The organism is Devosia algicola (assembly GCF_028816455.1).
GTDB classification, from domain to species: domain Bacteria; phylum Pseudomonadota; class Alphaproteobacteria; order Rhizobiales; family Devosiaceae; genus Devosia; species Devosia algicola.
In genome coordinates this window covers 1,480,661-1,501,670 of the sequence record NZ_CP118246.1, presented here as the reverse complement: position 1 = coordinate 1,501,670, position 21,010 = coordinate 1,480,661, and the positions used below count along the sequence as shown (strand labels likewise).

Sequence of the window (21,010 nt, the reverse complement as noted above, 5' to 3'; positions counted from 1 at the left end):
GGCCGGTATCGCCTTGCCCGCCTGGCGACTGAGGCTGGGCGAGTGATGTTACATAAAGAAGGACAAGTTTGAACATGACGTCAATTGCCTCGGTAAAGGTCCGCCGATTTGCGGTGCCGCTGGCGGAAGTACTGGTTGATGCCAAGCATGGCGATCACACGCATTTTGAGTTGATAACGGCAACGGTCACGCTTGATGATGGGCTTTCCGGTACCGGTTATACTTATACCGGGGGTAAGGGTGGTCGCGCTATTGTGGCGATGATTGAGCATGATCTGGCACCCATGCTGGTCGGCAGGGATGCGGAGCCCGTCGAAGCGCTCTATGAGGCGATGGGCTGGCACATTCACTATGTGGGGCGCGGCGGCATTGCCGCCTTTGCCATATCCGCGCTCGATATCGCCCTTTGGGACATTCGCGGCAAACAGCGTCAGCAGCCATTAATGCAAATGGCTGGCGGGGCCGCCAGCACCTGTGCCGCCTATTGCGGCGGCATCGATCTGGGGTTCGATCTGCCAAAGCTGCTCGGCAGCGTGCGCGGTTATCTGGATCGTGGCTTTAACGGGGTCAAGATCAAAGTAGGCCAGCCCACGCTGGCGGAGGACGTCGCAAGAGTTGCAGCGGTTCGCGACCTGATTGGGCCAGAAATCGCCTTTATGGTGGATGCCAACTATTCGATGAGCGTCGACCAGGCAATCGCGGCGGCCGAGGCGTTCCGGCCTTTCAATCTGACGTGGTTTGAAGAGCCGACGATTCCTGACGATTATAAGGGATATGCAAGAATTGCCGCAGCCACTGGCATGCCGCTGGCCATGGGCGAAAATCTGCATACCATCCACGAGTTTGAGTATGCCTTTGCCGATGCCGGACTGTCCTATATTCAGCCTGATGCGTCCAACTGCGGTGGGATAACCGGCTTCTTGCAGGTCGCGGCGCTGTCGCGGCAAAAAGGCATGCCAATTTGCAGTCATGGCATGCAGGAGTTGCATGTCAGCCTGGTTTCTGCCCAATCAAATGCGGGGTGGATCGAGGTGCACTCATTTCCGATTGATCACTATACCAAGCGGCCGCTGGTTGTTCGCGACGGACGCGCCGTTGCGCCCGATATGCCGGGCATTGGGGTCGAATTTGACTGGGATAGCTTGGAAGCGGCCTCACGCAAAGGCGATGATTACTGATAGGGGTTCGCTGGACAGCATTGGCATGGCGTTTTAGGCATTGATCCAAAGCACAGCATCGATGAAAACCCTGATCATGAACCAGGTCGGATCGTCATTATGAGTATTTTGGACAAGTTCGACCTGAGTGGCAAAACGGCATTAGTAACAGGCGCCAAGCGCGGCATTGGTCGCGCCATGGCGGAAGCGCTGGCCGAAGCGGGTGCCGATATCATTGGTGTCAGCGCAACGCTCGACCCGGCGAACAGCGCCGTCGGCGATGCTGTTCGGGCGCTGGGCCGGGACTTTAGCGGGTACGCCTGTGATTTTTCCGATCGCAACGCAACGCTGGCTTTTGCGCGCACGGTAACGGCCAAACATCGCGTGATCGATATATTGATCAACAATGCCGGAACGATCAAACGCGCGCCAGCGGCGGAACATGGCGATGACATCTGGGACGAGGTGGTCGAGGTCAATTTGTCAGCCCCGTTTATCCTGACACGGGAGATCGGGCGCGGCATGTTGGCGCGCGGTGCCGGCAAAGTCATTTTTACCGCATCGATATTGACGTTTCAGGGCGGCATCACCGTGCCGGGCTATGCAGCGACCAAAGGCGGTGTAGGGCAGTTGGTGAAGGCCTTTGCCAACGAATGGGCGGGCCAGGGCATCAATGTCAACGCCATCGCGCCGGGCTATGTCGATACAGACAATACAGCAGCGTTGCGCAACGACCCGGACCGGTCAAAATCCATTCTGGATCGCATTGCGGCCGGACGCTGGGGCACTTCGGGCGATTTTGCCGGACCGGCAGTGTTTTTGGCATCTGAAGCCTCGAGCTACATGCATGGTTCAATCATTACCGTCGATGGCGGGTGGATGGGACGCTAGCCGGCGTGACCAGCGCGGTCGCGCGTCGGATTTCGCAATCTGTTACGATAATGTTCCGTTGGGTGCCGGCGATCCCACAAATTGTGCGAGTTGACAGCCAAACATATTACTTTGATAAAACTCGTATGAGTGAAACCCTATTTTACGATCTCATCGGGTCAAGCAGCATGGTCCCCAGCCTGTCTGGGCAGGTGGTGCGCGAACTTGGCCGCCGAATTGTTGCTGGCGAATATCTTCCCGGTGATCTGATCGACGATGAAGATGCGCTCGCGGCGCGGTTCAGAGTTAGCCGAACGGTTGTGCGGGAGGCCGTCAAGGTCTTGGGCGCCAAGGGCCTTGTGGAAGCGCGCCGGGGTATTGGCACAAAGGTGCTGCCGCGCCATCGATGGCGGCATTTTGACGACGATGTTCTGGCTTGGCACCAAACCGCACCGGCCGACGCGGTCAATCTATGGCAATTGATGGATTTGCGGCAGGCGATCGAGCCCAAGGCGGCGCGGTGGGCCGCCGAACGCGCCACGGAGCAGGATCGGGAAACCATCCTCCAAGCTGTTGGTCGCATGGAGCGCGACCTGACAAATATTCAAGACTATATCGAAGCGGATGCGAGCTTTCATCGGGCCGTTCTTCGCTCGGCGCACAATCCCTATGTTGAGGGTCTGGAAGGGGTGATTTATGCCGCGCTTCTGTCGAGCATTCGTCTGACCAATAATGACCCGAACAAGAACCGCAAATCGCTTCGGTTTCACCAAGACGTCGCGACGGCGATAGATTCTGGTGATGGTGATGCGGCGGAATCGGCAATGGAGGTGCATTTGGCGGATTCCATTTCGCGGCTCAAACAGGCGCTGGCGACCTAATAGCGGGATATCCGGCACTCCCGCCCAACATCTCATGTTCGCTATGCGTGAGCGGCACTTCGTCCAGAACAAAATTCGGATTGGACAATTAAACGTATGATGTTTAATTAGGTGTGAGTAATGCGGGTGCTTTTGGGGCGCAGCAGCAATGGTCGATCACGACGCGGTCCGAAAAAGTCGACGGCATGGGATGGGAGCTTGGCGATGGCGCTGGAAATGAAAATGTATGTCGGTGGCGAACTTTTGCAGGGTGGCTCGCGCTTTGATGTCATCAGTCCAGCCACGGACCAGGTGGTTGGAACAATCGCGTGGGCGGGGGCGGGGGATGCTGAAGCTGCCCTTACGGCGGCAGACGCCGCGTTTGAATCGTGGTCCGGACTGTCCGTTTCGGCGCGCGCGGTCTGGATGGGGAAGTTACGCGACGCGGTCATAGCCAATGAAGAACATTTACGCGAATGCATTCATCTGGAAATGGGCAAGCCGTGGGCGAGCACGCAGGAGGATTTCGACAGCCTGGTCAATTCGCTGCAATTTTATGCTGAAGAGATTTCGCGATTTCGTCCCGAAGCACTGGTTGATCGGGAAGGTACGCACACCCACACCTTGGTTCACGAGCCGGTAGGTGTGGTTGTGGCCTATATTGCGTGGAATTTTCCGTTACTCAATCTGGCATTCAAGATCGGCCCGGCGATGGCGGCGGGCTGTCCAATAATCATAAAACCCTCTTTCAAGACGCCGTTGTCCGCCTACGCGCTGGGGGCGCTGTGCCACCAGATCGGGCTGCCGGCAGGCGTGGTCAACATAATTTGCGGCGATGATATTGAGGTTGGCGATACGCTGTCGTCATCCAAAATCCCGGCGCTCCTGACGCTTATTGGTTCGACCAACACCGGCAAGCACATCATGAAAATGGGCGCGAGTTCGATCAAGCGCTATTCGATGGAGTTAGGGGGCAATGCGCCCGCCCTGGTATTTGCCGATGCCGACCTCGATCAGGCCGCTGACACCATTTGTGCTGTGAAGTTCGGCAATGCCGGCCAGGTCTGCGTGACGCCGAACCGGGTGTTTGTCGACGCATCGGTGCTGGATCAGTTCACCGAAAAGGTCATGGATCGGGTCAGGAAAATCAGGGTTGGTTATGACCGTTCGGGTGATATCGACATGGGCCCGGTGATCGATAAGGCGGCCTGGAGCCGGATCGATGGATTGGTTAGGGACGCCAAAGCCAAGGGGGCGACGGTTTTGGCGGGCGGTGGACGTTCGGACGGGATGGGTGCGGGCCAATTCTATGCGCCCACAGTGCTGGTTGGGGTGACGCCCGAAATGGCGAGCCTATCAGCAGGAAATTTTCGGGCCCGTGTTGAACATCTTGTCGTTCACCAATGACAATGAGGTTCTAAAACTGGCCAACGATACCGACGCCGGTCTGACGGCCTATGTCTTTACCCGCGACCTAGCGCGTGCAGAGCATTTTTCAGCCAAGCTGCGCTTTGGAGAAATCCAGATCAATGGAGTGAAGTACGGCATTGATCTGCCGCATGGCGGGATAAGGCAATCGGGTCTGGGCTGCGACTGTTCCTATCTGGCATTGCACGACTATCTGGCGACCAAACGCGTGTCGCGCGCGCTGGCGAACTGAGGTAAATCATGAAGATCACACGCGTCACCAGCCATGTCCTGCAATATGACCTGCCTGAAGAGTTGGGCTATTCCCAACAATATTATGCCAAGCGTTCCGCCCATCTGGTTGAGGTGGAAACCGACGAAGGCGTGACTGGATGGGGCGAATGTTTTGGCCCCGGCAATATCGCCGTGGCCAATAAGGGGATCGTCGAAAAGGTCATTCAGCCGATGATCATCGGTGATGATCCGCTGGATCGTGATGTGATCTGGCACAAGGTTTACAATCTAATGCGCGATCACGGGCAGAAGGGGATGCCGCTGCAATCCTTGTCGGGCGTTGATATTGCGCTGTGGGACATTGCCGGCAAGGTTGCGGGATTGCCGGTTCACAAACTGATCGGTGGCGCGCATCGCACCAAAGTGCCGGTTTACGGCTATGGCATGATGCTTAGGCGCGAGGACGCCAAATCGTTGGCGGCGCGCTTTGTTGATGAAGCGGCGGCCATCAAGGAGATGGGGTTTGTCGCCGCCAAGATGAAGGTGGGTTTTGGTCCTGGACCTGACGTCGAACTGGCAGCGGCGGTGCGCAAGGGCGTGGGTGTGGGGTTTCGCTTCATGGTCGACGCCAACCATTGCTACAATACTCATGACGCCTTCTATGTGGGGCGGGCGCTTGAGGAACTGGATGCCTATTGGTTTGAAGAACCTATTGCTCCCGAAGATCATGATGGCTATCGCGAACTACGCGCGGGGCTCAAGGTCAACATTTCGGGCGGCGAAGCGGAATTCAACCGCTGGGGCTGGCGGGCAATTCTTGAAAATCGCGGCCTTGATATTGCTCAACCCGAGGTCTGTGCGCTGGGTGGCATTTCCGAATATTTACGCGTGCTGGCGCTTTGCCACGCCCATTTCACGCCGGTCATCAACCATGTTTGGGGGTCGGCGATTGCGGTGGCGACCAACCTGCAATTGCTGGCGGCCATGCCGCCGATGCCTGGAGGCATGCACCAATGCGAGCCGATGCTTGAGTTTGATACGACTGACAACAAGTTTCGGGATGAACTGCTCAAGGAGCCGCTGAACATTCAAGGGCAGATCAAGGCCAATGATGGGTGCGTGACAATTCCATCGCAACCCGGGATCGGCGTAGAGCCGGACATGGATTTCATCAAGCGGTTCGAAATCGACGTCTGACCACAAACTTCGGTCCAGATATCTACTGCGCGAGGCCAGTATTGCCCCAGCGGGCTTGCCGGTCAGGCCGAAACATCCAACTGGATCTGCCATTCGACGCTGCTATCTGGCTGCAGTACTTTATGGGTGTTTTGGGCGATGGCCTGATCCAGTTGACCAACGGGGGCCGTCGTCGGCTCGATGGCGATCTGGTGGGTAGGATTATCGGTTGGCCAACCCCCATAGGAGAGCCATAGGCCAAGATAGGGGGCATCCTCTTCGGCCCAGGTGAAATGAATGCTGCCCTGAGGCCCAACGACGCCTATTCGAGCCTGTCCACGAACCTTGCCATATGATTTTTGCGCAAATCCATCCTCCATACCGCGAATGGGCGTCAAATCGGCCAACTCACCACTGTCGGTGCGGATGTCGCCCAGACCCTCAATTTCGAAGCGTTCGCCGGGTTGGCAGGCCAACAGACAATGCTGGCTCCAAATCCAGGGCAATGGTGTGCGGCTGGTTGCTGAAAGCTTGTAGTCGACTTGCAGCCTGGCGCCGTCCAGAGTCAGGCTACGCGTGAAGGTATAGTCCGGCGCAGAATAGGTGCAGGCAATTTGGCCCTGGGCGCTGGTATGGGACCAGCGGCGCGCCCAAAGATCACCATGGTCGCGCAGGTTCCGACCCCAAGTCGGGTCGAGACAGCGACTGACGGTAGGAAAACACTCGTCCCAGCCCCGGGATGGGTCGCCGGTAAAATCTGCGTCGTTATCTTGCGCGCCGACCATCGGGCCCTGGGTCAACCAGTTTCGGCCGCTACGACAATCGACAAGCGAGATCACTCTGGCACCAAAATCGGGGGCAACTTGAATCTCGAGTTCGTCGGACCCCAGCTTTTTGATTTGGGTAGTATTGGACGCAATTGCCATAAATGTTCCCCGGCGTACGAGCGTATCAATCTGGTGCCAAATTTCCGATCATTGGACAATCAGCCGCCCGCTGCGACGAAAGGCTCGGCACGGCTCTTGGATGCGGCAGGTTGGGTAGCAGGCTGCACCTTGGCGATTGATTTACGCAGCACCAACTGACTGGATTGAATGATCGTTCTGGGGGGCAGGGCGTTTCCGGTGAACCGGTCCAGCAACAATTTGGCGGCCATGCGACCAACTTCGCGCATATCGCGTTCAATGGCGGTAATTGGCGGGCCGGCAATTTCACCCAGTTCAGTATCGTCAGCGCCGACAAAGGACAAATCGTCCGGAATGGAAAGGTCCAGGGCCCGCACGGCCTTCAACGCGCCAAAGAAAAAGTCGCTGCCTGCTGCAATAAGGGCCGTGGGCGCTGCGCCATTTGTCAAAAGGTCATAGGTTTCCGACGTGCCGTAGGCGGCGCCGCGCCCGGCACCATCAATACGCATCAGGTCCGGGTCAATAGTGATGCCTGCCTGCTGCAGCGCTCGACGATAGGCCGCCACTCGATGGCGACCGGGTCGGTTGAGTGCCGCAGTTACAAGGCCAATACGCTGGTGCCCCATGGCAATGAGGTGCGCCATGAGCGAATCCATCGCCTGGGTGTGTTCGACAAAGACACGGTCGGCATCAAGTTGGATTTCGCGATCCACCACAATGATGGGCACGCCCATCATCTGAAGTTCATGGGCGGTTTCGGCCGATGTTTCGTCAACGACCGAAACGATCAAACCGTCGAGCCTGGCGCTGACGGGCGGCCTGGAGGAAACTGATTTCCTGGGCCGTTTCGGATTCTGATGAGAAAGTGAAAAGCATGTAGCCGTGCTGCGCCAGCACTTCCTTGACCCCGGCAATCATGCGCACAAAAACGGGACAGCCAAGATCGGGTACCAACATGCCCACGGTCTTGGACACATTGGTGCGCATGGCCCGGGCGGCGGCATTGGGCTGGTAGGCCAGATCCTTCATGGCGGCCACGACGCGAGCGCGGGTCGCCTCCGAGATGCGTGTGCTTCCGCTCGCCACACGCGATACCGTGCCCATGGATACGCCCGCAGCGGCGGCAACTTCGCGAATCGTGGCGCGGGGCCGGGATGGGGTGCTGGTCATGTCTGGTCTCTGGTTGCGCCTATATCAGTGGCGTTCCTTAGCATGAAAACTGTGTGATGACCATCAGCTTTTGTGGTGACGTTTGCATAGAATTGTGGGTGTTTGCAGCGAGCGTTAGTGCCCATGTATGCGGTGTCTAGTCTAATCATTTCGCGTATTGAGTTTACCGCGCGGTGGAAATTTGCTTGACATTAGCTTGGGTAATGATGACGTTTGCACGACGTTCCAAGGCGCTTGCCGTTGGTCTTGATGCTCATGGATCGGTGGGCCGCGCTCAAAATGCCTTGTCAGCACTGTTTGCAGACGGGTGCGGCACGTAGCTTCGTATATTAGGGCTCGATAAGAATGAAGATTTCCAAAGTTGAGGCTTTCCCGATCAAGTTGAAGCGGGAGGACGAGTATACGGAGAACCTGCGCGAAGAGGACATGAACGATTTTGGCGATTATGTCATCGCACGCAACCAATGGACCTCGATCTATCCCAAGCACATCGAAACCACATTGGTCCGGATTGAAACCGATTCCGGTATTGTGGGGTGGGGTGAAGCCTTTGCGCCGGTGGGGCGACGGACGCCAGCGACGGTCGTTGAGGATATCTGCCGGACTGTCATAATGGGGCATGACCCTCACGACGTGGAATATTTATGGTACCGCAGCTATAGCGCCATGCGCGAGCGCGGTCACGGTACTGGGTTTTTCGTTGACGCATTGTCGGGTGTCGACCAGGCGCTTTGGGACATTGTCGGCAAATCGCTCAACAAGCCGGTCTACAAGCTTTTGGGCGGGCGATATCGCGACAAGGTCAGGGTCTATTCCGGGTTTGGCGGCACCGATCCGCAAATCATGGCGAACCAGTCCGCCGAAATGGTGCGACTAGGCTATACGGCCCTGAAGCTGCATCTTCGGGTCAGCAATGCTCGCATTCTCGATATTGTCAGCGCGGTGCGCGAACGGGTTGGTGCCGATATTGAGTTGATGGTTGATGTGCACACGACGCGCTCGGTTTCCGAAGCTATCCAGCTGGGCAGGGGCCTTGAAAAGCTGAGCGTTAGTTGGCTTGAAGCGCCGGTTGCGCCCGAAGATATTTCAGGTCATGCCGAGGTGGCGCGGGCGCTCGACATGGATGTAGCGAGCGGGGAATGGCTGCGCACTTCCTATGAGTGGAAGAGCCTGGTTTGAAAACCGGGCGCTGGACGTGCCGATGCCCGATATAGGCCGCACCGGGATCAGCGAAGGCAAGCGCATTGCCATGCTGTGCGACTATTACAACATGCCGATGGCACCGCACATCGGGGCAGGTTGCATATTGGCAATTGCGGCGGGGCTGCATGTGTCGCTGGCGTCACCACGCCTGCAAATCATGGAGCATGGCCACCATGCCATGCCGATAAAATCATCATTCGCCGACGTCTATCCTGATGTGGTGGACGGTCATTTTGTTGCCGATGATCGCCCGGGACTGGGGGTCGACGTCAATGAAGACAAAGTACGCGCCATCACCAGCTACTGATATGTTTTTGCCTGAAAGGTCGAATTGAATGCTGCAAGTTTATAATGATTTTGAGCGCCGCCCTGATCTGTTGGCCAAGTTTGACGCGGTGGTCAAAAGCTATTCGGCGAGCCTGCATTTTTGCCGATGCGCTCTACCGTACCGGGGTGATGGATTCCGGCATCAAGCCGCCCTTTCGTGCCAAGACGGTGGGGCAGGCGCTGACCGTGCAACTGTCGAAGGGCGATCTTGTCGATCCGCTCAAGGCGCTGGAAATGGGTACTGATGGTGACATCATAGTGGTGGATGCCGGTGGCGACATGCAAACCTCGGTTTGCGGTGGGCTGATGGGCGGGTTGGCGAAAAATCGCGGCATCCGTGGTATGATCGTTGACGGTGCCGGACGCGATATTGACGAGTTGGAAGACATCGGCTGGCCGATCTGGACACGCGCCATTACCGCGCGCGGTACCCACACGATGTTCTCCCAGCGCAAGGAGGAATTGTCGATCAATGTGCCGATCAGTTGCGGCGGGGTGGTGGTGCAGCCAGGCGATTTTGTTGTTGCAGACACTATCGGCGTTGTGGTCGTGCCGCTGGCGGAAGCGGAGCGGATCGTGGGTCTGGCCCAGGAACAGGCCGATCGCGAGCAGGCAACACGCGAATGGGTGGCCAAAGGCAAGACAATTGACGATCTTCTGGCTGAATTTGGCCGGATTTAGGCGCGGTTGATCGTGGGCGAGATCGGGGAATGGCTGTGGTAGGCAAGTACACGCTGGGCGTAACCGTGATGCCCGAATATGTACAAAGCGAGGGCGCCGAGGCGGTTCTTGACCGATTGGTTGGCGGGCTTGGTGCCAATCAGCTTACCACCTCGCCCTATGTTGCCGCTCAAACGCAGCCGGGGGAAGGTTTGCGAGAACCACCGGCGGATGCTGGCGCTGGTGCTGTTCGTATACTGGATCGCCCGTTGTGGGGCGCCAATGCGGTTTTCATGCGTGCGTCACCCAGTTTTGTGCCCGATGATCGGCTCTATGCCAACATCGGTTACGCGCCGCAACCGGCCGATGATCTCACGCGCCGGGAGGGGCACCTTGTCGGCGACTTTGTGTCGTTAGCGAAAAAACGCGGGGTGGAAGTGTATTTGCAGATCATGGCGGCGATCCCGCCCTGCCTGCGGGTTCAGTTTGGTGGTCCCAGCGCGACCGATGAACCGATGCTGCCTGATGGCCGAATATTGCCGCAACGAGTGGACAAGAACGCCAGTCTGGCGGCGCGCGGCGTGCGCGACTATATGCGTGCGCTTATTGTCGATTTGAGCCGCCACTATCCTGACGTGGATGCCTTCAAATTTGATTGGCCCGAGTATCCGCCCTATCACTTTTTGGCATTGTTTGCCGACTATAACCCACAAGTTCGCCCGTATGCAGTGGCGCTCGGCTTGGATTTTGATCCATTGGCCGAGGCAATGTCGGGGTTGCTGGAAAAAATATTGGGTGGCAATTTGCCAGACTTGGGGCTTGGCGGCGCGACAGATTTTGATGAGGCGTTGGCGAAACTTACCCACTATTGTCCCGCGGTTGCGGACCATCTGGCGTTGCGAACTCATCTGGTTGAGCGCTATGCAGCGTTTTTGCGGCAATGTGTCGACGAGGCGAGTGGAGGCACCAAGAAAGTCATCCTGCAGGGGTTTCCGACGCCCTGGGATCAATTATCGGGATTTGCCGTCAAGCCGCTATCCCGACATGCGCACGGATTGGCGGTTAAATTCTACACAATGCATTGGCCAATGATGCTGGCCAATTATGCGAGCCATCTGGTGCCGGCCACGCCGGATCAGGATATGGCGATCGCGGCGAAGTTGTCGCAACTGTTTTTGGCGCGAAGTCGAGGATATGAAAAGACGGGTGATTTTATCTATCCAGAGCCCGGTCAGGGACACGGTATCACCGCCGCTAGCATAGCGACGAAACTCGCGCCGATGCAGGCGGCTGCGACGGTGCCGATTGCGGGTATTTCCCATGCCTATGGGCCCATTTCGGATGTGGTCGATCGGTTCAAGGCGGTCTGGGATGCCTCGGGGCGGCATGCGGAAATCAATCGCTACTGCTATATGAGCGATGCCAAGATCGATGCTTTGGCGGCGGTCGTGTCGGGTAGCATCTGAGGGGTTCGCGCGAAGTCGACCAGCGCCTTGGCAGCGCGGCTCGGATTGTCGGGGCGGTAGGCCAGACAAAGTTCGGACTGGAAACTGGTGTCGGCTAGATCAATGTAACGGACCGTGGGTGCTGCGATCATCGATATGCTTTGCGGCAGCAGGGCGATACCGACGCCGGTGCCGACCAAGCCGATAGCGGTATACATGGTATTGGCTTCCACCGCGATTTGGGGTGAAAAACCGGCGCTGGCGCACAGGCTTATCAGCTGATTGTAAAAGGCGGGCGACCGGTGCCGGGGATAGAAGACAAAATTCTCGTCGCGCAGGTCGGACATTGTGACCGAAGTTTTGCCGCAGAGCCGGTGCGCTATGGGCACGGCTACGCAAAAGCCTTCGCGCTGAACGGAAAAACTGACAATCGTAGGGTCCAGAACCGGCGGTCGCACTATGCCCACGTCGATGGCGCCAATGGCCAGTGCGTCGATCTGCTCGCTGACGCTCATCTCGTGAAATTCGATCCCTGTTTGAGGAAATTTCTGGCGAAATGGGCCGATAAGCTTTGGCAAATAGCTAATTGAGGCGGAATGGACAAACCCAATGCTTGTCCGTCCGGTTTCGCCGCGATGGGCCCGCTCGGCGGCGAGGCGCCCGACCTTGGCGCTTTCAAGGATGGCTCTCGCGGCAGGCAGGAATGCGGCGCCGGCCTCACTCAGTTTGACGTGCCGCTTGGTGCGCTCAAACAGGACGACACCCAACTCATCTTCCAGTTTCTTGATTTGCAAACTGAGCGGGGGTTGCGAGACATGCTCGCGCTGTGCCGCCCGGCTGAAATGTAACTCCTCGGCAACGGCGATAAAGTACCGGATCTGGTGCATTTCCATGGTCGGAAGCTCACGCTCGATTGATATCGATACGGTATAATAGCATCATGAAATGAATATTGGCGGTATTTATTGGGTGAGATGTACTATGCACCGGTGCAAAGCGCGTTGTGTCGGCCGGTGTGGAGGGCAATTTATTGAAACCGCAAAATCTTATCGTCATCATGGCGGACGAGCATCGACGTGACTATTTGGGCGCAAGCGGCCACCGGTTGGTGCAAACTCCCAATATTGATGCTTTGGCGGCGCGAGGAACGCGATTTACCGCGGCCTATACACCCAGTCCGCTCTGCGTTCCGGCGCGGTCGGCTTTCGCGACCGGCAGGCCAATCCGCGATGTTGGGGCGTGGTGCAATGCCTGCGCCTATGATGGTGAGCAAGAAAGCTGGCACCACCGGCTCCGGAATGCGGGGCATCATGTGCACTCCATTGGCAAACTGCATTTTCGCGGGGCGGAGGGCGATGACAACGGGTTTTCGCACTCAGAAATGCCGATGAACATCGTTGATGGCCAAGGTGATGTGTTGGGGCTGATCCGGGATCGTAACATTGAGCGCGGCGCGGCTAACAAGATGGCCGACATGGCAGGCCCCGGCGAGTCGGTTTACACAAATTATGATCGAGACATTTCGGCGAGGGCGCAGATTTGGCTGCGCGAAACAGCGCCACAAATAACCGACAAGCCATGGGTTCTATTCGTGTCGCTGGTGGCGCCGCACTTCCCGTTGACGGCTCCGCCGGAGTTTTATTATCGCTACGATCAGACGCAGATCGACATGCCGAAGCAATATCCTAACGATCAGCGTCCGCAGCACCCGTATCTGAACGACTACCAGTCGGTATTTGCCTATGATCGCTTTTTCAAGACCGACGCTGACGTCAAACGGGCAATTGCTGGCTATATGGGGCTTTGCAGCTTTGTGGATCATCAGGTCGGTGAGGTCATCAAATCGCTTGCTGCGTCGGGGCTCAGCGAGCAGACGCGCATTGTTTATACCAGTGATCATGGTGACAATCTGGGCGCGCGCGGGTTGTGGGGCAAGAGCACACTTTATGAAGAGTCAGTGGGCATTCCGCTCATCGTGTGTGGGCCTGATATAGAAGCGGGTGCTGTACGCGAACAGCCGCGCTCGCTGATCGATGTGTCGCGGTTTATTCTCGACGCGACGGGGTGCAGTTCCCAGGGTTTTGGCGAGGTCGATCTGTTCAGCGATGATGATGTTTCGGTGATTTCGGAATATCACGGCACGGGTTCGCGTAGCGGCGCCTATATGCTGCGCTGGGGTAAATGGAAATATGTCCATTATGCGCTTTATGATGCCCAATTGTTCGATCTTGAGTCTGACCCTGAGGAGTTGCAGAATTTGGCCGATGATCCGGCACATGCCGATCAGGTCAAACAATGTCTGGCCATGCTGCAGTCGCGACTCGACCCCGACGCCGTGCATCTCGATGCTTTGGCCGAACAGCGGCGACGCATTGATGCGCTGGGCGGCGAGGCCGCGATATTGGCGCGAGAGGATTATGGATTTTCGCCGCCGCCCGGCGTTCGAGTGCGAGCCGGCAGGTAGCTGCGCTCATGGTCAAGGTAGTGGGGCACATGCATGGTTGACGCGCAGGCCGACATCATTGCGCGTATCGGCCCCCTGGTGGATAGCCATCACCATTTGTGGGATTTGGATGCCAACCGCTATCCGTGGTTGCAGGACCGGCTGGTCGATGCGCATTTTGGCGACTATGAGGCGATCAGACGTAGCTATTGTGGTCCGGACTATCTGGCCGATCTGGGACCCATCCGGTTGCTGGCCTCGGTTCACATCGAAGCTCATTGGGACGGGTTCAACGACAGTGCGGGCGAAACTGCTTGGCTGGACCAGCACGCCGATCGCCATGGTGTGCCATCAGCCATCGTTGGTTATGCCGATCTGACTGATAAGGGCGTTGAAACAACCCTTGATACTCATATGCGCTCGCCACGTTTTCGCGGGGTGCGGGTGATGACCGGGCGGGCTACCGCGCCGTCGGGGGCGGCGCTGTTGGCCGACGATGGATTCCGGCGTGGGATGAGCGCGGTAATGGAGCGCGGTCTGAGCTTTGACTTGCAGGCGCCACAGCCAATAATGGCCGCGGCAGCGGACATGGCCGATGCGTTTCCGGATTTGTCGATCATATTGACCCATGCCGGATTGCCGCTGGATCGAAGTGCTTCGGGCGTGGACGCGTGGCGGCGCGGTATTCGCGCTTTGGCCAAACGCCACAATGTTACGGCGAAATTGTCGGGACTGCCAATGACCGATTGGCGCTGGAGTATTGCCAGTCTGCGGCCGTTCGTCGAGTTCCTGTTGATGTGCTTCGGGGCTGATCGGGTGATGTTTGGCAGCAATTTTCCGGTCGACGGTCTGTTCTCTAGCTATCCTAAACTGTTGGCGGGATACGGACAAATCGTCGGTGAACAGGGCGATGCTGCACTCGATGCGGTTTTTCGAAAGACGGCTGCGCGGGTCTATCGACTAGATATTTCCGACCCGATTACAACACCAAGGACCTAATTATGGCATTAGGCATTCAGGATTCAGCGGCTTCTATCGGTAAGGCCGGCCTGCGGGTTTCCCGTCTCGCCTATGGCGGCGTGCCATTGGGGAATTATCCGACCAAGCTAAGCGATTCCGAAGCTGCCGCAGCAATTACCTGCGCATATGATCTGGGTATCAGATATTTTGACGTCGCGCCCCTATATGGCCATGGGCTGGCCGAGCATCGGTTGGGCGCTGTATTGCGTGAGGTGGCACGAAATAGTTTTGTGCTGTCAACCAAGGTCGGCAGACGCCTGGTGCCGGCGCCCGACAAGGCGCTAAAGGCAGATCCCATGGCGGGGATATTTGAAGACCCGTTACCGTTTTCGCTGACCAACGATTATAGCTATGATGGCGTCATGCGCTCAGTCGAAGACAGTATGCAGCGACTGGGGCTGGCGTCGATCGACATATTGCATATCCATAACATTGATCCCAACAATCACGAGCCTGAAGCGCTTGAGGCATTGTTCAGCCAATGCATGGCCGAAGGCTATCGGGCACTGGAGCAATTGCGCCGTGAGGGTACGATCAAGGCAATTGGCGTCGGCAACAACTCGTTGGCAATGTGCGAGCGGTTTGCGCGTGCCGGCGATTTCGATTGCTTCATGATGGCTGGGCACTTCAACCTGTTGGATCAAGGCGCTACCGCAAGCTTCCTGCCCTATTGCCAGAACCGAAATATAAGGATTCTGCTTGGCAGTCCCTTCGCCTCCGGTCTGCTGGTCGCCAAGGAGCCGGCAAAGGCCTTTTACATGTATAAAAAGCCCGATCAGGAGGTACTGGACAGAGTTCGTGCCATCAGGCGCGTTTGTGCGGATCATGGGGTAAGCATGGCGGCGGCGGCATTGCAGTTTCCGCTGTTGCACCCGGCGGTTGCCACTATTGTGCCCGGCATGCGCACGGCGGAAGAAGTTGGTGAGTGTGTTGCCGCCTTCACGCAGAACGTACCGGACGCGCTCTTTGCCGACTTGCAGTCGGTTGGCCTTATCGACGCGGGTCTGACGCTTCAGTGAGAGTATCGGCGGTGCCATCTAATAAATTAGTTGAAACTCACTGATCAATCAGTCATAAATTTTGGAATATTGCTGAAAATTTCATAGGTTCTGTCGCGCGATGCCCGGCATTAGGGGCAATCCGGCGTTTTCCTATTGATGCAACCTGAGAGAGCGCATGTCACGCCGCCCAAACTTCATTTTCATCATTGCTGATGACCATCGATTTGAATCGATTGGTATTAACTGCCCCGAGGTTCAATCACCCAATCTGGATCGATTGGCAAAATCGGGTGCCGTATTTGACAATGCGCATTGTCAGGGCAGCCTGCACCCGGCGGTTTGTGTGCCCAGCCGTGCATCCCTGATGTCGGGGCGTAACATATTTGCGCTTGGCGGCGGCAGCGCCGATGAGCCCGCGATCGGGATCCCGGAGACGTTTGATACCTTCCCGCAACGGCTTCGGGAGACGGGTTACAGAACACATGCGATCGGCAAATGGCACAACGACTTTGGCGCATTCGAGCGGTCATTTTCCTCCGGTGAGAGGCTGTTTTTTGGCGGCATGAGCGACCATGACAAGGTGCCGCTGCACGATTTTGATCCTGATGGTGCCTATGCGACAACCAAACCGCGGCTGGAGACAGGACTGTCTACTGATCTGTTCGAACAATCGGCGAAAACGTTCCTTGAAAGCGTTGGTAGCGAGGAACCGTTCTGTCTTTATGTCGCATTTACCGCGCCACATGATCCGCGCACGCCGCCAGACCGGTTCAAAGTCGATCCGGCAATCGTTTCACTACCTGATAATTTCCTGCCCATTCATCCCTTCGACAATGGCGAGTCCGTGGTGCGCGACGAGCCTGCTTGAGACAATGCCAAGGACGCCGGAAGCGATACGCCAGCATCTGGCGGATTATTACGGGATGATCGCGCATCTCGACGATGCCATCGGCAATATTCTGGTGACGGCAGACCGCGCCGGTCTGCTTGATGATTGCGTGGTTGTTTACACGGCGGACCATGGGTTGGCACTGGGCCAACACGGGCTTATGGGCAAGCAAAACCTATATGAGCACAGCCTCAATATTCCGCTGATAATTGCTGGTCGGGGGATCAAGGGTGGACAGAGATTGTCGCCTCTGGTGTGGCACGCGGATACGCGCGCGACCGTTCTTGACTTGGCAGGGGTGCCGGTTGAGGAAAATTCTGAAGGGGTCAGCTTGTTACCAATAATCAATGGTGATGGCGCGGCGCCAAGGCAGCGTTTTGGCGCCGCCTATCGCATGGGGCAGCGTATGGTTCGCGATGAGCGTTACAAGCTGATCCGCTATTATGAACAGGGCGACCATAGCGATGACGAGCCTGCCCGAGTTACCGACGCCAAGCGCAGGGGCGGCCCTAGACCAACTTTTTGACCTTAAATCTGATCCCGGCGAAACCACAAATCTGGCGTTCGTGCCAGCAATGAACGAGGTCCATCAGCGCCTGAGTGCTGCGCTGATCGAATGGCAAACCGATGTTGGCGACCCGCTGGCGCGATGACACAATCTCGGTCGGTAGTCACATGCCCGGTATGGCAATTGCCGCGACAATGTCGACGCGAACGATCTGCGGCGTTGCAATAGTGACAGGTCGCCAGATGTTAGCGCTGACGGTAGCCTCGCCGCCGTTTGGCGGGCGTTGCCGAACAGCAGGGCGCAGTCGCTGATAACCGAAACAAAGTCGAAGCCGGCCTCCAGAAAGCTGTTGGCTTGAGCCGGGGACAGCGCCAGCGTGCCCGCAAATTTATCGGTCTTGCGTACCCGCTCCAGCGCTGCACTGACAATTTTGGTAAATTTTTCGGTGCCGCCCTGTCCCGGGAAGCCAAGACTGGCGGACAAGTCGGTCGGGCCGAAAAACACCGCGTCGACACCATCGACAGCCAGAATTTCTTCAAGCCTATCCAGGGCTTCACCGGTTTCGATCTGTACGATCAGAAACAGGCTCTCGGAAGCCTTGGCGAAATAGTCGGGCACGGCGCCATATCGGTTGGCGCGGTGCATGCCCGCCATGCCGCGCTTGCCCCTGGGTGGATAATGCATGGCATCGACCGCTGACTTGGCTTCCTCGGCATTTTGGACAAACGGCAGCATAAAGCTTCGGACACCTGCATCGAGGTGGCGTTTGAGCAAAAGTTCGTTGTTGAGGGTCAGGCGTACAATCGGAATGGTAGGTGAGGCGTCGAGCACCCGAAGGTGGGAAATGACATCGTTCAACTCGATAGGGGCGTGCTCGCAATCGATCAGCAGCCAATCAAACCCCGCCCAGACCAGCCCCTCTATGGCGTTGGTCGAGTTCAGCTGCGACCAGATGCCAATTTTGGCGCGGTTTTCCTGCAGCGCTCGCCGCATGGGGTTGGTGATGTCGGGGTAGTGCGGGCGGACGGGTGTGTCGTTCATGACATTGGCCTGTGTTCGATATTGAGGAAGGTGAGGCGACTATTTGTTAGTGCGGGTGAAATCGATAAACGTTTGCACATATAATTGGGGTCGGTGATGGTTTCGTGTGGCCGGTTTTGAGGCGTTATTGACAGGTATGAGTGAAAAATTCAGCTTTTCCAAGAAATATTCAAACATATGATGTTGACGTTTGCACAAATTATCCCGATTGTAGGGTCGAGGAAAATATTGGGCGTTCCGGGCGGGTGACGGCTGAAATCGCTCTCAGGTGACGCCAAAAAATGCGCTGCTCGGTGCCGTTGCAAATAAACATCCTATTAGTGGTACTTTTGAGGTTGCAAAGGTTCTATAAGTAGGACTATACAATTTGAACGAGGGGCGCAATCGCAGAAATGGAACAGGCGTTGGCGAGTTTACAGCAGATCAAAGCATTTCAGAGCTCCCGCCGAAGCGGGCAGCCACTCTATATGCAGGTCGTCGATCACTTCAGGCGCCACCTGACCGAGGGGCTTTGGCAGCCCAACGATGTTCTGCCGTCGCTTGATGTACTGACCGAGGCACTGGGTGTTGCCCGCGTCACGGTTCGTGATGCCGTAAAAATCCTCGCTGATGAGGGGCTGCTGCGCCCGGAACGCGGTCGGGGCACGATTGTGACCGACAAGGCGCGCGGGCATCGGCCGCTTAAGCTCGAGACCAAATTTGACAATCTCAATTCGGCCCTGCGCCTGGATCGACCGGCGGTGACCAATATCGCAGAAGGCACCGGCATGCCCGTCATTGGTGATTTGCCGGGCACTCTGGCCAACACCTACTATTACATTCAGCGCGTCCATTTGCGCGACGAACTGCGCTATTGCGTAATTTCGTTATATCTGGATGAAGCGGTGTTTGCGCGGTCGCCGGATCGGTTTCGGGTCGAATTGGCCATCCCAGTGCTCAATGAGATTGCTGCCGACGACATCGCCCACGTCAATCAATATGTCCGATTTGGCAAGTGCGACGAGGACACTTCGGTTCAGCTCGAATATCCCGCCGGCGACCCGGTGGCCCATATCCGCCGGGTGATCTCGCAATGGTGATGACCGGATTATCTATTATGCCGAAGTGACCTATCGCGCCGATATTCTGGAAATGGAAACCGAGGCTCACCGCAGCAATGGGGGCGGCGAATGACAAAACGACCCAATGTCATCCTCATATCTTCCGACCAGCAACGTGGCGACTGCATCGGCGCGGAACCGCGACAGGTCAATACGCCTAATATCGACAGGATCGGCGCCAATGGGGTGCGGTTCTCTAAGTGCATTACGCCCCACCCGATGTGTCAGGCCGCGCGTGCGTCGATCCTGACCGGCAAACTGCCTTATACGCATGGCGTTCGCGACAATGGCCGTGATCTTGATGAAGCGTTGGCGGGGCAGGGGCTGGGTGCCGTTTTTGCGGCTGCCGGGTACGATAGCCATTTTATCGGGAAGGCGCATTTTTCGTCGCACCAGACTTTTCAGCCTACCGGGAAGCCAGAATGTCTGGCCAGCGCAAAGGATTATCCAGAGGACTGGCAGGGGCCGTTCTTCGGTTTTGATAAGGCGCAGTTAATGCTGCGCCCGCACCACCACACCAAATGGGCGGAGCCGCCCGAAGCTCTGCATCACGAATATTGGCTGGATCAGGATGGTCGTGGTGGCCAGCGATGGGCGCAGGCGGCGGAGCATTTGCCACCAAAGTCGCACCATTTTCAGGCCTGGCGTTCGGCGCTGGACAATGAATGGCACTCGTCGCCCTGGATTGGCGATCGGGCAGTCGAGATGATCAACGGTAATAATGAAAAGCCCTATTTTGCCTGGGTTTCATTTCCCGATCCGCATCCTCCATTTCTGGCGCCACGCCCGTGGTCCGATTTGTACGACCCGTCCGAGGTGGATCTGCCGACCCATTTTGAATTGGATCTGGACCGACGTCCCTGGTGGCATCGGGCGTTTCTTGAAAAAAAGAATACCCAGCAAGGCATTGAGCATAATCAGGGCGGTGTCGACTGGGGTCAGAAGGGCGCGCTCAACGAAGCGGCGCTCCGCGACATTACGGCGATCTATTATGGCATGATTTCAGCTGTGGACCATCAGGTCGGTCGGATGCTGGATGCGCTGGAGGCTGCTGGCGAACTGGACAATACAATCGTCATTTACATTAGCGACCACGGTGAGTGGCTGGGCGATCACGGCCTGCTGCTCAAAGGGCCGATGCTATATGATGGGTTGCTACGAGTGCCCTGCCTGATCCAGGGGCCGGGTGTGCCAGAAGACCGGGTCATCGGCGATCCGATCAGCACGCTCGATATCCGCAGTACGTTGGTGGATTTGTGCGGGTTGGACGCGGAACAGGACAATGGCACCTCATGGCGCGGCCTGATGTCGGGGCGCGATAGTCGCGACTTTGCCTTGTGCGAATGGGAAGTCGATGCCAGCCGCTCCGGCATTGATCTTGACCTGCGCACCGTGAGGACTGCGCGGCATCGCATGTCACTCGACCTGACGACGGGCACGGGTGAACTTTATGATTTGCACGACGATCCGCATGAAATGGAAAACCTGTTTGACGACGCCGGGCGCGCTAGCGTTCGCCGTGAACTGACAGATATGATCCGCAGCCGCCCGGCGGACGAAATACCCGCCGCGCCGCGCGTTGGCTGGCACTGAA

Annotated in this window: 22 protein-coding genes; 17 read left to right on the top strand and 5 right to left on the bottom strand. The window is 57.1% G+C overall.

Features of this window, described 5'->3' with window-relative positions:
- Nucleotides 1-74 precede the first annotated feature (74 nt).
- The 6 genes from PSQ19_RS07995 to PSQ19_RS07970 all read left to right on the top strand — a co-directional run bounded on the left by PSQ19_RS07995 (nucleotide 75) and on the right by PSQ19_RS07970 (nucleotide 5,725).
- On the top strand, nucleotides 75-1,178 hold the full coding sequence (locus PSQ19_RS07995; RefSeq protein ID WP_282220341.1) for a mandelate racemase/muconate lactonizing enzyme family protein: 1,104 nt from the start codon (nucleotides 75-77) through the stop codon (nucleotides 1,176-1,178).
- Nucleotides 1,179-1,277: 99 nt separating this feature from the next.
- Nucleotides 1,278-2,048, top strand: coding sequence for an SDR family NAD(P)-dependent oxidoreductase (locus PSQ19_RS07990; RefSeq protein ID WP_282220340.1), 771 nt, complete (start codon nucleotides 1,278-1,280; stop codon nucleotides 2,046-2,048).
- 125 nt (nucleotides 2,049-2,173) lie between these two features.
- Nucleotides 2,174-2,908 (top strand): FadR/GntR family transcriptional regulator, encoded by a 735-nt coding sequence (locus tag PSQ19_RS07985; RefSeq protein ID WP_282220339.1) that lies wholly within the window; start codon nucleotides 2,174-2,176, stop codon nucleotides 2,906-2,908.
- A 204-nt stretch (nucleotides 2,909-3,112) separates the two neighbouring features.
- Entirely contained in the window at nucleotides 3,113-4,294 is a 1,182-nt protein-coding gene (locus tag PSQ19_RS07980; protein WP_282220338.1) for an aldehyde dehydrogenase family protein, read from the top strand.
- The gene (locus PSQ19_RS07975) at nucleotides 4,269-4,547 is read left to right on the top strand and encodes an aldehyde dehydrogenase family protein (protein WP_282220337.1); all 279 of its coding nucleotides are present in this window, start codon (nucleotides 4,269-4,271) and stop codon (nucleotides 4,545-4,547) included. The genes PSQ19_RS07980 and PSQ19_RS07975 overlap by 26 nt, the downstream gene beginning before the upstream one ends.
- Before the next feature lie 8 nt (nucleotides 4,548-4,555).
- A complete protein-coding gene (locus PSQ19_RS07970; protein WP_282220336.1) occupies nucleotides 4,556-5,725 on the top strand; it encodes a mandelate racemase/muconate lactonizing enzyme family protein in 1,170 nt (389 codons plus the stop codon).
- A gap of 62 nt (nucleotides 5,726-5,787) precedes the next feature.
- Here PSQ19_RS07970 and PSQ19_RS07965 read toward each other — a convergent pair whose 3' ends face one another.
- Genes PSQ19_RS07965 through PSQ19_RS07955 form a run of 3 tightly spaced genes read right to left on the bottom strand, consistent with a single transcriptional unit; the run spans nucleotide 5,788 to nucleotide 7,779 of the window.
- Entirely contained in the window at nucleotides 5,788-6,630 is an 843-nt protein-coding gene (locus PSQ19_RS07965) for an aldose epimerase family protein (RefSeq protein WP_282220335.1), read from the bottom strand.
- A 59-nt stretch (nucleotides 6,631-6,689) separates the two neighbouring features.
- Nucleotides 6,690-7,400: a substrate-binding domain-containing protein gene (locus tag PSQ19_RS07960; protein ID WP_282220334.1), complete on the bottom strand. Its 711-nt coding sequence runs from the start codon at nucleotides 7,398-7,400 to the stop codon at nucleotides 6,690-6,692.
- Nucleotides 7,381-7,779, bottom strand: coding sequence for a LacI family DNA-binding transcriptional regulator (locus PSQ19_RS07955; protein ID WP_282220333.1), 399 nt, complete (start codon nucleotides 7,777-7,779; stop codon nucleotides 7,381-7,383). Before PSQ19_RS07955 ends, PSQ19_RS07960 begins: the two co-directional genes overlap by 20 nt.
- Nucleotides 7,780-8,124: 345 nt before the next feature.
- Between PSQ19_RS07955 and PSQ19_RS07950 the strand changes: the two genes are divergently transcribed.
- Genes PSQ19_RS07950 through PSQ19_RS07935 form a run of 4 tightly spaced genes read left to right on the top strand, consistent with a single transcriptional unit; the run spans nucleotide 8,125 to nucleotide 11,435 of the window.
- On the top strand, nucleotides 8,125-8,958 hold the full coding sequence (locus tag PSQ19_RS07950) for a mandelate racemase/muconate lactonizing enzyme family protein (protein WP_282220332.1): 834 nt from the start codon (nucleotides 8,125-8,127) through the stop codon (nucleotides 8,956-8,958).
- Between the two features lie 22 nt (nucleotides 8,959-8,980).
- Nucleotides 8,981-9,289: an enolase C-terminal domain-like protein gene (locus tag PSQ19_RS07945; RefSeq protein WP_282220331.1), complete on the top strand. Its 309-nt coding sequence runs from the start codon at nucleotides 8,981-8,983 to the stop codon at nucleotides 9,287-9,289.
- 44 nt (nucleotides 9,290-9,333) lie between these two features.
- Nucleotides 9,334-9,990: an RraA family protein gene (locus tag PSQ19_RS07940; protein ID WP_282220330.1), complete on the top strand. Its 657-nt coding sequence runs from the start codon at nucleotides 9,334-9,336 to the stop codon at nucleotides 9,988-9,990.
- Between the two features lie 29 nt (nucleotides 9,991-10,019).
- Nucleotides 10,020-11,435 (top strand): hypothetical protein, encoded by a 1,416-nt coding sequence (locus PSQ19_RS07935; protein WP_282220329.1) that lies wholly within the window; start codon nucleotides 10,020-10,022, stop codon nucleotides 11,433-11,435.
- On the opposite strand, the gene PSQ19_RS07930 is transcribed toward PSQ19_RS07935, so the two are convergent.
- Nucleotides 11,378-12,307 carry a LysR family transcriptional regulator gene (locus PSQ19_RS07930; RefSeq protein WP_282220328.1) on the bottom strand — a complete coding sequence of 310 codons (930 nt, stop codon included), beginning with the start codon at nucleotides 12,305-12,307 and terminating at the stop codon, nucleotides 11,378-11,380. The two genes, PSQ19_RS07935 and PSQ19_RS07930, sit on opposite strands and share 58 nt — an antisense overlap.
- A gap of 137 nt (nucleotides 12,308-12,444) precedes the next feature.
- On the opposite strand from PSQ19_RS07930, the gene PSQ19_RS07925 reads away from it, so the two are divergent.
- The 5 genes from PSQ19_RS07925 to PSQ19_RS07905 all read left to right on the top strand — a co-directional run bounded on the left by PSQ19_RS07925 (nucleotide 12,445) and on the right by PSQ19_RS07905 (nucleotide 17,293).
- Nucleotides 12,445-13,878, top strand: a complete 1,434-nt coding sequence (locus PSQ19_RS07925) for a sulfatase-like hydrolase/transferase (RefSeq protein WP_282220327.1) — start codon at nucleotides 12,445-12,447, stop codon at nucleotides 13,876-13,878.
- A gap of 33 nt (nucleotides 13,879-13,911) precedes the next feature.
- Nucleotides 13,912-14,856, top strand: a complete 945-nt coding sequence (locus PSQ19_RS07920) for an amidohydrolase family protein (protein WP_282220326.1) — start codon at nucleotides 13,912-13,914, stop codon at nucleotides 14,854-14,856.
- Nucleotides 14,857-14,858: 2 nt separating this feature from the next.
- Nucleotides 14,859-15,896, top strand: a complete 1,038-nt coding sequence (locus PSQ19_RS07915) for an aldo/keto reductase (protein WP_282220325.1) — start codon at nucleotides 14,859-14,861, stop codon at nucleotides 15,894-15,896.
- Nucleotides 15,897-16,053: 157 nt separating this feature from the next.
- The gene (locus PSQ19_RS07910) at nucleotides 16,054-16,746 is read left to right on the top strand and encodes a sulfatase-like hydrolase/transferase (protein ID WP_282220324.1); all 693 of its coding nucleotides are present in this window, start codon (nucleotides 16,054-16,056) and stop codon (nucleotides 16,744-16,746) included.
- Nucleotides 16,747-16,750: 4 nt separating this feature from the next.
- Nucleotides 16,751-17,293, top strand: coding sequence for a sulfatase-like hydrolase/transferase (locus tag PSQ19_RS07905; RefSeq protein WP_282220323.1), 543 nt, complete (start codon nucleotides 16,751-16,753; stop codon nucleotides 17,291-17,293).
- Between the two features lie 63 nt (nucleotides 17,294-17,356).
- Here PSQ19_RS07905 and PSQ19_RS07900 read toward each other — a convergent pair whose 3' ends face one another.
- Complete coding sequence (locus tag PSQ19_RS07900) at nucleotides 17,357-18,316, bottom strand: HpcH/HpaI aldolase family protein (protein ID WP_282220322.1); 960 nt, start codon at nucleotides 18,314-18,316, stop codon at nucleotides 17,357-17,359.
- A gap of 404 nt (nucleotides 18,317-18,720) precedes the next feature.
- On the opposite strand from PSQ19_RS07900, the gene PSQ19_RS07895 reads away from it, so the two are divergent.
- Together PSQ19_RS07895 and PSQ19_RS07890 are read left to right on the top strand one after the other, a co-directional pair.
- Nucleotides 18,721-19,395 (top strand): GntR family transcriptional regulator, encoded by a 675-nt coding sequence (locus tag PSQ19_RS07895; protein WP_282220321.1) that lies wholly within the window; start codon nucleotides 18,721-18,723, stop codon nucleotides 19,393-19,395.
- A 90-nt stretch (nucleotides 19,396-19,485) separates the two neighbouring features.
- Nucleotides 19,486-21,009 carry a sulfatase family protein gene (locus PSQ19_RS07890; RefSeq protein ID WP_282220320.1) on the top strand — a complete coding sequence of 508 codons (1,524 nt, stop codon included), beginning with the start codon at nucleotides 19,486-19,488 and terminating at the stop codon, nucleotides 21,007-21,009.
- Nucleotide 21,010 lies beyond the last annotated feature (1 nt).